This window comes from Jiangella ureilytica (assembly GCF_004348545.1).
Classification (GTDB): Bacteria; Actinomycetota; Actinomycetes; order Jiangellales; family Jiangellaceae; genus Jiangella; species Jiangella ureilytica.
In genome coordinates, this window is sequence record NZ_SMKL01000017.1 from 26,090 (window position 1) to 39,980 (window position 13,891).

15 protein-coding genes are annotated in these 13,891 nt (G+C 73.2%); 5 read left to right on the forward strand and 10 right to left on the reverse strand.

All coding sequences use genetic code 11. From position 1 onward, the window contains the following. Positions 1–19: 19 nt before the first annotated feature. A complete protein-coding gene (locus E1212_RS09780; RefSeq protein ID WP_131981781.1) occupies positions 20–970 on the reverse strand; it encodes a hypothetical protein in 951 nt (316 codons plus the stop codon). Between the two features lie 60 nt (positions 971–1,030). Beyond that, positions 1,031–1,276 carry a DUF2630 family protein gene (locus E1212_RS09785; RefSeq protein WP_131981783.1) on the reverse strand — a complete coding sequence of 82 codons (246 nt, stop codon included), beginning with the start codon at positions 1,274–1,276 and terminating at the stop codon, positions 1,031–1,033. Positions 1,277–1,394: 118 nt separating this feature from the next. Between E1212_RS09785 and E1212_RS09790 the strand changes: the two genes are divergently transcribed. Continuing rightward, positions 1,395–2,345: an endonuclease/exonuclease/phosphatase family protein gene (locus tag E1212_RS09790; RefSeq protein ID WP_131981785.1), complete on the forward strand. Its 951-nt coding sequence runs from the start codon at positions 1,395–1,397 to the stop codon at positions 2,343–2,345. A gap of 75 nt (positions 2,346–2,420) precedes the next feature. Here E1212_RS09790 and E1212_RS09795 read toward each other — a convergent pair whose 3' ends face one another. From E1212_RS09795 to E1212_RS09815, 5 genes are all read right to left on the reverse strand, one after another. Next, positions 2,421–4,958 (reverse strand): FAD-dependent oxidoreductase, encoded by a 2,538-nt coding sequence (locus E1212_RS09795; RefSeq protein WP_162605402.1) that lies wholly within the window; start codon positions 4,956–4,958, stop codon positions 2,421–2,423. A 213-nt stretch (positions 4,959–5,171) separates the two neighbouring features. Then, positions 5,172–6,005, reverse strand: coding sequence for a 5'/3'-nucleotidase SurE (gene surE / locus E1212_RS09800; protein WP_131981789.1), 834 nt, complete (start codon positions 6,003–6,005; stop codon positions 5,172–5,174). Further along, positions 6,002–7,012 (reverse strand): 1-phosphofructokinase family hexose kinase, encoded by a 1,011-nt coding sequence (locus tag E1212_RS09805; RefSeq protein WP_131981791.1) that lies wholly within the window; start codon positions 7,010–7,012, stop codon positions 6,002–6,004. The genes surE and E1212_RS09805 overlap by 4 nt, the downstream gene beginning before the upstream one ends. Before the next feature lie 81 nt (positions 7,013–7,093). Then, positions 7,094–7,753 carry a UdgX family uracil-DNA binding protein gene (locus E1212_RS09810; RefSeq protein WP_131981793.1) on the reverse strand — a complete coding sequence of 220 codons (660 nt, stop codon included), beginning with the start codon at positions 7,751–7,753 and terminating at the stop codon, positions 7,094–7,096. Continuing rightward, positions 7,746–8,717, reverse strand: a complete 972-nt coding sequence (locus E1212_RS09815) for an NAD-dependent epimerase/dehydratase family protein (RefSeq protein WP_131981795.1) — start codon at positions 8,715–8,717, stop codon at positions 7,746–7,748. Before E1212_RS09815 ends, E1212_RS09810 begins: the two co-directional genes overlap by 8 nt. Before the next feature lie 100 nt (positions 8,718–8,817). On the opposite strand from E1212_RS09815, the gene E1212_RS09820 reads away from it, so the two are divergent. Further along, positions 8,818–9,501 (forward strand): GAF and ANTAR domain-containing protein, encoded by a 684-nt coding sequence (locus E1212_RS09820; RefSeq protein WP_131981797.1) that lies wholly within the window; start codon positions 8,818–8,820, stop codon positions 9,499–9,501. Between the two features lie 106 nt (positions 9,502–9,607). Continuing rightward, on the forward strand, positions 9,608–9,949 hold the full coding sequence (locus tag E1212_RS09825) for a WhiB family transcriptional regulator (RefSeq protein ID WP_162605403.1): 342 nt from the start codon (positions 9,608–9,610) through the stop codon (positions 9,947–9,949). Positions 9,950–9,971: 22 nt separating this feature from the next. Here the strand turns inward: E1212_RS09825 and E1212_RS09830 are convergent, their stop codons facing one another. After that, on the reverse strand, positions 9,972–10,448 hold the full coding sequence (locus E1212_RS09830; RefSeq protein ID WP_131981801.1) for a hypothetical protein: 477 nt from the start codon (positions 10,446–10,448) through the stop codon (positions 9,972–9,974). A 69-nt stretch (positions 10,449–10,517) separates the two neighbouring features. Continuing rightward, positions 10,518–11,981 carry a non-homologous end-joining DNA ligase gene (gene ligD / locus E1212_RS09835; RefSeq protein ID WP_131981803.1) on the reverse strand — a complete coding sequence of 488 codons (1,464 nt, stop codon included), beginning with the start codon at positions 11,979–11,981 and terminating at the stop codon, positions 10,518–10,520. Between the two features lie 278 nt (positions 11,982–12,259). Between ligD and E1212_RS09840 the strand changes: the two genes are divergently transcribed. Together E1212_RS09840 and E1212_RS09845 are read left to right on the forward strand one after the other, a co-directional pair. Next, complete coding sequence (locus E1212_RS09840; protein WP_131981805.1) at positions 12,260–13,216, forward strand: sigma-70 family RNA polymerase sigma factor; 957 nt, start codon at positions 12,260–12,262, stop codon at positions 13,214–13,216. A gap of 115 nt (positions 13,217–13,331) precedes the next feature. Then, entirely contained in the window at positions 13,332–13,586 is a 255-nt protein-coding gene (locus tag E1212_RS09845) for a hypothetical protein (protein WP_131981807.1), read from the forward strand. A gap of 3 nt (positions 13,587–13,589) precedes the next feature. Here E1212_RS09845 and E1212_RS09850 read toward each other — a convergent pair whose 3' ends face one another. Continuing rightward, entirely contained in the window at positions 13,590–13,877 is a 288-nt protein-coding gene (locus E1212_RS09850) for a hypothetical protein (protein ID WP_131981809.1), read from the reverse strand. Positions 13,878–13,891 lie beyond the last annotated feature (14 nt).

The window sequence follows — 13,891 nt, forward strand, 5'->3', positions numbered from 1 at the left end:
GGGTCTCGCACGTTTCGGATCAGGTGAGCCGGCTCAGCTTCTGCTTCGCCTCGCGCCGACGGCGGCGAGCCGCCTCGGAGGCCTTGCGGGCGGCCTCGACGTCGTCCTCGGCGGACTCGACGTCGTCGCGGGCCTGCTCCAGCTCCCGCCGCGCCGCGGCCAGCTCCTCGGTGAGCCGTTCCGCCGTGGCCTGGGCCTCCTCGAGCCGGCGGCGCTGTTCGTCGAGGGCGGCCTCGGCGTCGTCGACCTGCTCCTCGGCGTCGTCGACGGCGGTCTCGGCCTGCTCGAGATCGCGCTGGGCGGCCGCCACCTCGTCGCCGTCGACGGCCTGCTCGGCGGCCTCGTCGTCGCTCTCGGCCTCGTCGGCGTCGGTGGCCTCCTCCTCGGCGGGCGAGTCGCCCTTCGACCGGGAGCGGCGGGTGGTCTCGAGCCGCTGGCCGCGGGCGACCCGGGCCTCGGAGAGCGAGATGACCTCGGCCGGCTCGCCGTCGTCGTCGACGGCGCCGAAGCCGACGTGCTGCAGCCCGTGCGACAGGCGCGCGGCCAGCAGCTGCTCGGCGGCGCGGGGGTCGGCGATGGCGGCCTCGAGCGACCCGGCGATCGTCTCGATGAGGTCGGGGCTCGCCTTCTGCCCGGCGTCCTTGGCGATCTTCCGGGCCGCCTTGAGCAGGGTGTCGACCTGCTTCTTCCGCTCACCGGTCAGCTCGCGCAGCGCGGCGCCGTCCATGCCGGACATCGCCTCGCGCATGCGCTCACCGAGCTCGGCCAGCTCGGCGACCTCGTCGGCGTGCCGGCGGGCCAGGCGGTTGGTCAGCCAGGCGGCCAGCGTGGGCTTGCGCAGCGCCTTGATGCGCGCGGCGACGTCGGCCGCGCCCTCGCTCTTGACCTTCTTCGCCAGCGCGTTGCGGGCTTCGACGAACTCCTCGGGCGGGAGCGCGTACAGCTCGTCCGCCGCGTCGTCGAGGTTCATGGGTCCAGCTTCCCATCGGCGGCGCGGAAAGGGGACCACCCGCGCCGCCGGCCGGCCCGGCTACTGCAGGTAGCCCTCGACCTCGCCGACGGGGCGAGCGGCGGCCTCGTCGGGGTTCTGCCCGGCCTCGACCCGGGCCCGGCGCTGGCGCAGCAGGTCCCAGCACTGGTCGAGCTGCTCCTCGACCTGGCGGAGCCGGGAGTGCTCCTCGTCGGTGGAGATGTCGCCGGCCTGCAGCCGCTGCCGCAGGTCGTGCTCGTCTTCGACCAGCGCGCTGATCCGGGCCCTGATGTCGTCGTCCTGCATGACTGCTCCCACGCCGTCGGTCCGTGCGGTGTCCCACCGAGCATAGGCTCTGGTGGCGCACCGCCGGCTCAGCTAGCGTCGATCATGCAGGCAGGCGCGGAGACTCGGGGGGTCCGTCATGGTCGTCATCGGCACGTGGAATCTGGAGAACCTGTTCCGGCCCGGCGACGAGGACGGCCGGCCGCCGGACCAGGCCACGTACGAGGTCAAGCTCGACGCGCTGGCCGGCACCGTCGACCGCATGGCGCCCGACGTGCTCGGCCTGCAGGAGATCGGCGAGTCCGTCGCGCTGGACGACCTCGTCGCGCGGCTCGCGGGCGACTGGTCCGCGCATGTGTCGGCGAACCCGGACCCGCGCGGCATCCGGGTCGCCGTGATCTCGAGGCTGCCCGTCGAGGAGACCGAGGACCTGGTCGCCTACGCCGACGGCGTCGGCCCGGTCCGCGCGTCGGACGGCGGCGCGCTGTCGACGGAGATGGGCCGCGGCGCGCTGCGGGCCCGCGTGCGCACGCCCGGCGGCGACCTCGTCGACGTCGTCACCTGCCATCTCAAGTCGAAGCTGCTGAGCTACCCGGGCGGCCGGTTCAACCCGCGCGACGAGGGCGAGCGGGCCCGCTACGGCGCCTTCGCGCTGTACCGCCGGTCAGCCGAGGCGGCCACCGTCCGCGCATGGGCGAACTCCCTGCTCGGCGGCGACGGGCAGCGGCGGTCGCTGGTCGTCTGCGGCGACCTCAACGACGAGCCCGCCGCCGCGACGACGCAGATCCTGCTCGGCCCCGGCGGCTCGGAGATCGGGACGGCCGGCGAGAAGACCCCGGACAAGGGCGACGCCTGGCGGCTCTGGAACACCGCGCCGCTGATCCCCGAGCCGCGCCGCTACAGCCGCGTCTACCGCGGCCGCGGCGAGCTGATCGACCACGTCCTCGTCTCGCACGAGCTGCTGCAGCGGCTCGAGAAGGTCGACAGCCTGGTCGACCGCGGCCTCCCGTCGGTCACCGACGACCCGCAGGCCCGGGCCGCGGCCACCGACTCCGACCACGCCCCAGTGGTGGCGACCTTCAGCGACTGACGACGAGGACCGTCGGCGCGTCGCTCCCCATGATCATCCAGGATCGACCACACCCTGCGGGTCGATCCTGGATGATCATGAAGGAGCGCTGACCGAGAGGTTCTCGAAGACCGCCAGGCCGAGCCGGTCCTGGACGTGCGCGCACGACAGCACGCCGACGTCCTGGACGGCAGCGGCGGACGGCAGGTCGGCCGAGCCGATCGACGACCACTGCGCGCCGTCCAGGCTGTAGGAGCCGTGGAACCGCTGGCCCTCGCGGACCAGCCGCAGGTGGACGGGGTACGGCGACGGCGTCACCACCGCCCGCAGCACCGACTCCACCGTCCCGCTGCCGTCGGCGTCCCAGAGCAGCAGCAGGCCGTTCTCCGGCTTGACCACCAGCGCCACGTAGCCGGTGGACGTGCCGGCCGCGCGCAGGTCGTTGCGGATCACCAGGCCGGCGCGCGCGTTGGGGTCGGTGGCCTCCTGGGACACGACGGTGACCGTCGCCGTCGTGGCGGGTCCGGCGGCGCCGTCGTGGAAGATCGCGCCGTACTGGTCGATGCCGGTCCACAGGTCCGCGCCGTTGGCCAGGATCGCCAGCCGCGAGCCGCGCTGCCCGAAGTGCGCCCGCGTCGACGCCGCCGTCCGCAGCGGCGCCTGCACGGGTTCGACGACGGCGACCGCGTGCGTCGCTGTGTGGCCGGCGGCGCCGGCATACGTGACGGCGGCCTCCAGGGTGGCCTGGGCGACGGGCTCGGCCGGTGCTGTTGCCGTCACCCGCCAGGTCGCCGCGAACTCCGCGCCCGGCTCGACGGCATCGGCCTCCACGGGGGTCGACGGCGTCACCGTCCAGCCGGCGGGGGCGGTCAGTGCGAGCCGCACCGCTGACACCGTCGTCAGCTCCTCGTTGGTGAACGTGACGGTGACGTCGTCGGCGGTGCCCGGGCGCAGCTCGTCCGGCGCGTCGAACGCGAGCACGCCGGCGTTGGGCGGCCAGCTGAGCACCATCTGCTCCGCGCGCAGCCGCTGCCGCAGCGTCGGGTAGGGAACGTCCTGCACGGCGATGCCACCGGCCAGCGCGAGGTCGGCCGCGACCGCCGCCGCGTGCCCCGTCGCCATGAACACCGGCTCCATGCGTGCCGACCCGAATGCGATGTGCGACGCCGAGATCGCGCAGGTCACCAGCAGGTTCGTGCACTCGCCGCGGGGCGGGACGATGGCGCGGTAGGAGATCCCATACGGCCCGGCCGGCGGCACCTGCACGTCGCCCTCGTTGCGGGCGAAGCCGCCCACGACCACGCGGGCGCAGTTGTGCGAGTCCATCGTGTACGACGCCAGCGCGATCGGGTCCGGGGCGGCCACCGTCCACCGGCAGTCGTGCTCGGTGATGACGTAGTCGCCGAGCATGCGGCGGGCCTCGCGGATGTACAGCTCGTGCGACCAGCCGCCGGTCGCGGTGAACTCGTCGTTCGTCAGGCCCCAGCCGTTGACCTCGGCCCGGATCGCCTCGGGCACTCGCGGGTCGTTGGCCAGGAACCAGAGCAGCCCCTGCTGGTAGGTCACGTGGTCCTGGAAGATCGCCTCGCGGGTGGCGTGGTCGCCGTCGGGCCAGGCGTAGTTGCGTCCGATGTTGTCCGTGCTCACGGCGCCGTTGTTGTTCATGTCGGTCTTGCCGTTCGGCATCGGCGTGTTCAGCCGCATCGCGTCCCAGACGCCCGCCTGCAGGTAGCGCAGGAGGAGCTCGTACCTGCTCGGGTCATAGGACGGCGGCCGCGGGAACGGGCGCCGGTCGGCCGCGCGGGTCAGGCAGATGCGGAAGTTGAACGCCTGGATGCGGTCGTCGCCCTGGCCGGTCGTGCCGGGGTCGTCGGCCGAGACGCCCGCGAGCAGGCCGCTGGACGGGTCGCCGGGTGTGACGTACGGGTCGATCTGGCGCTGGAACTGGTGGCCGGTGCGGAACTGCACGCCGTTGAGCGTCTCGCCGTAGGTCGCGTTCGACTCGCGGCCGACGGTGTAGCTCACGCCCGCCGCCGCCATCAGGTCGCCCTCGTAGCTCGCGTCGATGAACGCGCCGGCGACGAAGACCTTGCCGTTCTCGGTGCGCAGCGAGTGGATCCGGTCCCCGACCATGCGGACGTCCTCGAGCCGGTGGTCGCGGTAGACGTCGATGCCCTCGTCCTCGACCCACGCGTCGAAGGTCTGCTCGGCGACGTGCGGCTCGAACGTGAACGACTCCGGGCGGCCGTAGTGCGCGCCGAGGCGCCGGTAGAACTCGCGGCTCAGCCCGCCGATCGACTCGATCCGCCCGGTGTCGGTCGCCCCCAGCCCGGCCGAGCTGAGTCCGCCCAGGTGCCGCCCGAACACCACGAGGGCCACGCTGCGGCCGGCCTGCGCGGCCCGCACCGCCGCCGTCACCCCGGCCGACGTGCCGCCGTACACGCACACGTCGGTCCGCACGACGCCCGGGTCGCGGGGGACCGGGTACCAGTAGCGCAGGCCGGGGTTCTCATCAGGGCCGACGACGGCGTCGGCTGCGGCCGCGGTGGGAGTGGAGGCACCGGTCGCGAGCCAGAGGGCGCCGGCGCCGGCTCCGGCGAGAACGGTCCGGCGGGTCGGTTCGGGAGCGGACATGTGCATCACCCTCCGGGCTGGAAAGCGTTTGCCCGGATCGTAACGATCATCCCGGTCGAACGGAACCCCACGTCCCGCCTCACCTCCACGCCGATCGTGAAGCACCTGCGGAGGTGCGCGTGCCGACATGTCCGGTCTGTCCCGCGGTTGCTCCACGATCGACGCGGGTGGGCGCCCGGTGGGAGCACGACGGCCCCGTCTACGCCGTCGAGCTCACTCCGACGCCGTAGCCGGAGCGGCGGAGGCGACGGCGTCGACCAGCGCGTCGAGGGCCGGCGAGTCCGTCTCGCGGACCGACTGCACCGCGGTGACGACGGCGTGGCCGTCGGCCAGCAGCGCGGCGTCGGTGCCGGGCGCGGGTGGCTCGGACATGTCGGTGACGGTGAGCCGGATGTGGTCATCGGCGTGCTCGGTCATGGTCGTCTGGACGATGCCGAACTCCGCCAGCGGAGCCGAGCGCAGCGCGGCCACGTCGTCCGGGTCGCGGTCGGGGACGTTGAGGTTGAGCACCGTCCCCGGCCGCTGCTGCAGCAGGAACGGGACCACCCGGCCGGCCAGGTCGGCCGCCGTCGACCAGCGCGGCTCGGTGGCCTGCGGCTTCAGGTGGAACTCGGCGGCGAGGCCGACGTCGAGGGAGACGGCCAGGCCGCGGCTGCCGTTGATGCCGGCCGTGAGCGCGGCGCCGACGGTGCCCGAGTGCAGGATCGCGCGCCCGACGTTGGCGCCGTGGTTGACCCCGGAGAGCACGACGTCGGGCGGGTCGCCGAACGCGCCGAACGCCGCGATCAGCGCGATCAGTCCTGGCGCGGCGCCGACGGCATAGGTGAGCACGTCGTCAAGGCCCTCGAGCCGGCGCCGCTCCAGCGCGATGCGGTCGCGGTCCTCCAGTCCGGCGACGATGGACGCGCCGCTGCCGCTGAACTGGACCGCCGGCGCCGCCACGACCACGTCGAGGCCGATCTCGCGAGCCGTCATGGCCAGGACGCGCAGGCCGGGTGCGTCGATGCCGTCGTCGTTGGTGATGAGCGCGCGCTTCGCCGCGCTCACGATTCGCGGGTCCGTTCGGCCAGATCGCGCGGCGTCACCTTCTCGGGCGGGTCGTCGGTGTGCTGCCGAGCCTCGCCCAGCGTCTCGACCGTCACCAGCTCGCGCAGCTTCAGCACGGCCTCGACGTCGCCGGTGCCGAGGCCGTGCCGGGTGACGTTGAGCATCCCCGCCGCGGCGCCCAGCCGGATCGCGTCCTCGACGTCGCCGCCGCGGGCCAGCGTCGCCGTGACGCCCGCGGTGAGGGAGTCGCCGGCGCCATGAGTGTCGGCGGCCTGCAGTTGCGGCATCCGGACGATCCGGACGACGCCGTCGGCGAGCAGCAGCAGCGGCTCGTGCGCGCGGGTGACGATGACGTACTCGGCGCCCTGTTCGTGCACCTCGTGCATCGCCGTGATCAGCGAGTCCGGGTCGTCGGCGCCGGCCCGGCCGTCCTCGAGCAGCTCCTGGTGGCTGACCTTGACCGCCGTCACCCCGCTTTCCAGCACGGCGCCGAGGCGGTCGCCGGCGAGATCGGCGATGACCGGCTTGCCGACGGCACGCAGGTCGGCCGCGAGCCGGCGGTAGGCGTCGGCGGGTACGGCGTCCTCGTCGGTCTGGTGGTCCGCCGGCCCGCTCAGCAGCACCGCCCCGGCGTCGAGCGCCGCGCTGAGCGTGACGCCGTAGAGCTCGTCCAGCTCGTGCCGCGAGAGCGGGTCCGACGGAGCCTCGGCCACCACGACCCGCTCGCCGTCGCGGCGGTCGTGTACGTAGGCGCCGTTGCGGCCGGTGCCCTGGACGGCCTTGACCACGACCCCCTCGTCCTCGAGCAGATGCCGCAGCACCGTCCCGGTCTCGCCGGCCAGGACGCAGCACATCGTCACCGAGGCGCCGAGCGTGACCAGCATCCGGGCCTGCCAGACGCCCTGGCTGCCGGCGTGCAGGTGGATGTCGGGCCGGCCGGCGTGGTCCTCGACGGTCAGCGTCAGCACGGGCAACGGGGCGAACAACGCGACGTCGCTCTGCGCCATGGGACTCCCTCCGCGTCGAGCGTGACTGTGCTCCGGCCCGTACCCACGGCAGGCCGAGTCCACGCCGTCGGGGACCCGCCGTCAGGACGACGGCGACAGCACGCGCGGGACGGCCCGCAGGTCGGCGACGAAGCCGGCGTACGCCGCGTTCCGGTCGCGGGAGCGCAGCACCGCCGACGGATGCACGGTCGCGACGACCACGGCGTCGTCGATCGGCGGGCCGTCGTCCGTCGTCAGCGGCGAGCTCTCGGCGTAGTCGGCCCACTCCAGCGGCTCACCGTGCTGCTTGGTGACCCGGAACGACCGGCCCAGGATGGTCGCCGCCGCGGTGGCGCCCAGCACCACCAGGACCTGGGGCCGGACGACGGACAGCTCGGCCCGCAGCCACGGCCGGCAGGCCGCGATCTCGCCCGCGTCGGGCTTCTCGTGGATGCGGCGCTTGCCCTCGCGGTGGAACTTGAAGTGCTTGACGGCGTTGGAGACGTAGGCGTGTTCGCGGTCGAGCCCCACCTCCTCCAGTGCCCGGTCCAGCAGCCGCCCGGCCGGACCAGCGAACGGCCGGCCCTCGCGGTCCTCGACGTCGCCGGGCGTCTCACCGACGAGCATCACGGCCGCGTCCCTCGGGCCTTCGCCGAACACCGTCTGGGTGGCGTCGCGGTACAGGTCGCAGGCCCGGCAGTCCGCCGCCGCGCTGCGCAGCCGGGTCAGCGACGACGTGGACGGGACCGCGGCGTCAGGCATGGCGGACGCCGGCATCCTGGAACCAGGCCAGCGTCGTCGCCAGGCCCTTGCGCACGGTGGTCTGCGGCTGCCAGTCCAGCAGCTGACCGGCGAGGGAGATGTCGGGACGCCGCGCGTGCGTCTCGGCGGGCGGCGGCTCGACGAAGAGGATCTCGGCGCTCGGTCCGGCGATCTCGGCGACCTCCTGGGCGATCGCGAAGACCGAGATCTCCTCCGGGCTGCCGATGTTCACCGGGCCGGGGTAGGCGCCGTCGGCCAGGGCGAGCAGGCCGGCGACGGCGTCGTCGACGTAGCAGAGCGAGCGGGTCTGGGTGCCCGGACCGGGCACCGTCAGCGGCGCGCCGGACATCACCTGCCGGATGAACCTCGACAGCACGCGGCCGTCGTCGAGGCGCATGCGCGGCCCATAGGTGCTGAAGATGCGGGCGATCGCCGTGCGCAGGTTGTACGTCGAGCGGTACGCGGTGGTCAGCGCCTCGGCGAACCGGCGCGACTCGTAGTAGGCGCCGTAGCCGTCGGCCGGGTTGACGTGGCCGGGGTCGTCCTCGCGGTGCGGCTCGTCACCGGCCGCCCCGTAGACCTCCGACGTCGACGCCAGCACGAACCCGGCCGCGCGGTCGCGGGCGAGGTCCAGCGCGTTGAGGGTGCCGACGCTGGCGACCCGCATGGTCGCGACGGGGTCGAGCAGGTAGTCGCTCGGCGCGGCCGGCGCCGCCAGGTGGAAGACGACGTCGACCGGCCCGGTCACCTCGCCGTCGATCTGCTCGTTGAGGTCGCGGCGCAGCAGCGTGAAGCGGGGCTCGTCGCGCAGGTGCCGCACGTTCGCCGAGCGCCCGGTCTCGAAGTTGTCGATGCACGTCACCCGCTGCCCGGCGCGGATCAGGGCGTCGCAGAGATGGGAACCGAGGAAGCCGGCGCCACCAGTGACCACCGCATGTCGCTCCTGGGCTCCCGCGTCCACCATGATGCGTGCATACCCGCTGTGACGGGATCGACACGGCGGTCCGGTGACGAGGATGATGGACAGGCCGAGTACCGTGCTCGACGTGGCCGAAGGGGCGGGCATGACCGAGCCTGATGCGAGCGACTTCGCCGAGATGGCACTCGCGCTGCACGAAGAGCCTGATGTCGAGCAGACGCTCGAACGTGTGGTCGGGTATGCGCGGCAGGCCACCGTGTGCGACGACGCCGGGCTGATCCTGCAGCACGGGCAGGGCCGCCTCGAGACCGCCGTCGCCAGCGACCCGCGGGTGCGCAAGGCCGACGAGCTGCAGACGGAGCTGGCCGAGGGCCCGTGCTTCCAGGCCATCCAGGGCCAGATCTCGACCCTCGTCGACGACACCGCCACCGACCCGCGCTGGCCGGAATGGGGCCCGCGGGCCGCCGAGCTCGGCCTGCGCAGCGTGCTGTCGGTGCGGCTGCACACCGCCCACACCACGCTCGGAGCGCTGAACCTCTACGGCGGCCGGCCCGGCATGTTCGACGACGACGACGTCGACGTCGCCGAGATCTTCGGCCGGCACGCCTCCATCGCGCTGGCGTCGGCCCGCGAGGAGGACGGGCTGCGCCAGGCCATCGGCGCGCGTCATCTCATCGGGCTGGCGCAGGGCATCCTCATGGAGCGGTACGGCCTCGACGCCGATCGCGCGTTCGCCGTCCTGCGCCGCTACTCGCGCCACACGAACACCAAACTGCGCAGCGTCGCCGAGCGGGTCATCGCCACCGGCCGGCTGCCCGACGAGCCCTGATCGGAGGAGACCTCCGGCCTGCTCCCCGCCGGTTCTCCCCGGCCTCCTGGCAGCCCGGTTTGTCCGCTCGACCCCTGGGTAACCGGGGTGCATGACAGTCGGGTTGATGCGGATCATCCGGAGGGCCGACGCCGACCACCGCAGCGGCGTGGTGGTCCCCAGTCCGGACGATCCCGGCGCGCGGGTCGACGCCACCTCGTGGTGGGAGTACGCGCTGTGCCGGGCGTGGGACGCGGACCTGTTCTGTGTGCCGGACGGCGTGTCACCCAGCCGCAAGCGGGCGCAGGAGAAGAAGGCCAAGGGCATCTGCCAGACCTGCCCGGTGCGTGAGCGCTGCCTCGATGAGGCCATGGCCCGCGGCGAGCAGTACGGCGTCTGGGGCGGCCTCGACGCCGAGGAGCGGCGGGAGCTGGAACGGCGCAGGCGGGGGTTGCGCCGCTCCAGCTGACCCGCTGACCCTGCCGCGCGGTTCACCAGCCGCGGCCCCCGCGATCCCGGTCGTCCGCGACGACGTCGTGATCGGTCACGACGTCGTCGTCGGTACGGTCCTCGGCCACCGTGCGCCGGTCGTCCGCCACCGTGCGGTGGCCGTCGACCACGTCGCGGTCGCCGGTGGTCGCGTCGGCGTCGGGGTGCAGCGCGTCGGCGGAGCGACGGCGTTCCGCTGCGGCGGCCGCCTCGTCCTCCGCGGCGGCGCGCATGCGCTCGGCCTCGACCGCCCGCTCCTCCGCCTCGACCTGCTGGCGCCGGGCCCGGGCGGCCAGTTCGTCGGCCTCCGAGCGGTGCAGCGCCGCAGTGCGTTCGGCGGCCTCCGCCTCTCTGCGCTCCTGGATGGCGGCCTCGCGCCGCGCCTCCGCCCCGTGTCGGCGCCGCTGGGCGACGACCCAGGCGGCGATCGCGATCAGCACCACCAGCACGATCAGCACGATGACGAGCTCGGTACTCATGTCGGGCACCTTCCCTCCGCCGCGGCCACGGTGGCCGCGGCGCTGAACTCGTACCCGAAATGTCCGAGTTCAGCTCTCCGGTGGCGGCACCGGCTCCTCACGGACGACGTCGCGGGCCGGCTTGTCCTCGCGCAGCCCCTCGTACGAGGGGTGCCGCAGCGTGCCGCCGCTGGTCCACTCGGCGAACTCGACCTCGGCGACCAGCTCCGGCCGGACGAAGACGGCCTCCTTCTGCGGCTGCCGGCCGGTGAACGGGCTCTCGTCGGTGCGCAGCTCGTCGAGGCGTCGCTGCAGGTCGTCGCGGGTGCGCCTGTCGAAGCCGGTGCCGACCTTGCCCGCGAACCGCAGGCTGCCGCCGTCGTCGTACACGCCCACCAGCAGCGCGCCGAAGCCGCCGCTCAGCCGGCCCTGGCCGGCCACCCAGCCGCCGACGACGACCTCTTGCCGGCGGACGTTCTTGACCTTGAGCCAGTCGCGGCTGCGTCTCCCCGGCTGGTACGGACTGGCCAGCCGCTTGGCGACGATGCCCTCGAGTCCCTGCGCGCGGGTGGCGTCGAGCAGGACGTCGCCGTCGCCGCGCTGGTAGTCCGGGACCTGCCAGTGCGGCCCGGCCAGCTCGAGCTTCGCCAGCTCGCGGCGGCGCTCCTCGTAGGGCTCCTTCAGCAGCGACCGCCCGTCCAGGTAGAGCAGGTCGAAGATGACGTAGACCACGGGCGTGAGCTGCGACTGGCGGCGGATGTCGGCCTCGGAGGCGAGGTGGATGCGCGGCTGGATCCGCTGGAAGCTGGGCCGGCCGTCGTCGTCGAACGCCACGATCTCGCCGTCGAGCACCAGGCGGTGGGCGCCGACGGCGTTCATCAGCGGCCGCAGCTCGGGGTACTGCCGGGTGAACTCGCGCAGGTTGCGGCCCACCAGGCGCAGCCGCCCGGGCTCGCCGTAGGCGAGGGCGCGCACGCCGTCCCACTTGATCTCGAAGGCCCACGCGTCCTGGTCCGGCGGCAGCGTGGACAGCGTCGCCGCCATGGGGACGAGGTCGTCCGGCAGCGGCTCGCCGTCGTCGGCCGGGCCGTCCATGCGGTGGATCATCCAGTCCTGGCCCTTGGTCCGGAACAGCGCGAACCGGCCGCTGACCTGCTCACCGTGCAGCCGCACCACGACCTTGTCGTCCTGGAACTTCTCCGCCTCGTACGTGCCGTGGTCCCAGATGGTCATGCTGCCGCCGCCGTACTCGCCGGCCGGGATCTCGCCGTCGAACGTGAGGTACTCGAGCGGGTGGTCCTCGGTGTGGACGGCGAGGTGGTTCTCCTCGGGCGTGCGCGGGAACCCGCGCGGCAATGCCCACGACGCCAGCACGCCGTCGCGCTCCAGCCGCAGATCCCAGTGCAGCCGGCGGGCGTGGTGCTCCTGGACGACGAACCGCGGCTCGGCCTGCTCCTTCGAGGAACGACGGCGGCCGCGCGGCTCCGGGGTCTTGTCGAAGGACCGCTTGCGCTGGTACTCCGCGAGGCCGCCGGAACCGTCGTCGTCGCTCATCCGTTCCATCGTCGTCGGGTCGCGGCCCGGCGACAAGCAGGGCACCATGGAATACCCGGCACGGCCGGGGCGTTCTATCGATCGGAAGTCTTCGGCAGGCCGTCATCGGCCCCGGGACTCAGGGAGACGGACCGGAAGGTCCACGGCTCCCGCAGGGCGAACCCACTACACGCATCGGCGGTCCGTGCCGTCGTTCGCGCCCATGCGAGCGATGCTGCCGCGTCGGTGTGCCGTGGGTCGTCACAGACGTGTCGACGAGCAGAGGAGAACGAACGGGAATGACGATGGTGGAGGAGCATGTGCGCGCCCCGGCACGGGGACGCGACGAGGACTACGACATGGTCGGCCAGTACCTCAGGCAGATCAGCACGACGCCGCTGCTGAGCGCGGCCCAGGAGGTCGAGCTGGCACGGCGCATCGAGGCAGGCGTGTTCGCCGCGTCGCTGCTGGACGGCGGCGTGTACGGCGACGCGTCGCGGGCCGAGCTCGAGGCGCTGGTCCGCGACGGCGAGCAGGCCAAGGACCACATGATCCGGGCCAACCTGCGCCTGGTCGTGTCGGCGGCGCGCAAGTACTACCGCAACAGCGGCCTGCCGTTCCTGGACATCGTGCAGGAGGGCAACCTGGGCCTGATCCGTGCGGTCGAGAAGTTCGACTACACGAAGGGGTTCAAGTTCTCGACCTACGCGATGTGGTGGATCCGGCAGGCCATCGAGCGCGGCAAGGCCGAGCGGGCCCGGACGATCCGGCTCCCGGTGCACGTGCTCGAGACGCTGTCCAAGATCGGCAAGGCCGAGCGCAAGCTCGCCGTCAGCCTGGGCCGCGAGCCCACGGCCGACGAGCTGGCCGCCGAGACCGACCTCGCCCCCGCACGGGTGACGGAGCTGCGGCGCATCTCGCGCGACACCGTCAGCCTCGACACCCCCCTCGGCGACGAGGGCAGCGCCAGCATCGGCGACCTCATCGAGGACACCGAGACGCCGCAGGCCACCGACGTCATCGAGTTCAAGGTACTCGGCGAGCAGGTCCGCGAGCTGGTTGGCACCCTCGCCCCGCGCGAGGCGCTGATCGTCTCGATGCGCTTCGGCCTCGAGGACGGCGAGCAGCACACGCTGCAGGAGGTCGCCGAGCGCGTCGGCCTCACCAAGGAGCGGGTGCGGCAGCTGGAGAAGCTGGCGCTTTCCGAGCTGCGCGACCCCAAGCGGCACCAGCCGCTGCTGGAGTGGGCCGGCTGAGATCAGTGCACATCGATGGGCCCCGCCGAGATTCGGCGGGGCCCATCGGCTCGTGTGGGGTAAGGGCCGTGGAGACTCGGGAGAAGCGCCCGGGCACCGGCACAGGGAGACAGCGATGACCGAACACCCCGATGGCGTGCACCACACGACGCAGGAGGAGCGCGACCGCGCGATGGCGGTGCACTCCCTCGACGACGAGACCCGCGTGCGCGGTGACGCCGACGAGACCGACCGCGTCATGGGCGCCGACGGCGACCTGCGGGTGCCCGACCCGAATGACGCGGGCGAGGGCGCCATCGTCCCCGACACGGACACGGACCCGGACACGGACGCGGACACGGACACCGTCGAGGACGACGACGCCGGCTGACGATCAGCCGGCGTCGTCGCGTCTCACCAGCTTGACGAACGTGCTGTCCGTGCCGTCGGCCTTCTCCTGCTGGTAGAGGAAGGCGAGGCCGCGGTCATCGAACGTGGCGAACCAGGTGTCCCAGTCCACGTGCTCCAGCTCGTCCTCGCCCGCGCCGCCGGGGAAATCGATGCGCAGGACGCCCCCGTCGCCATCGCCGGTGCCGCGCACGATCGCGGGTATGCCGTCGTGCTCCTCGACCCACCTGCGGATCTCGTCGTGGTCGGTCGTGGTGTGACTGGTCGCCGCCATGGTTGCTCCTTCCC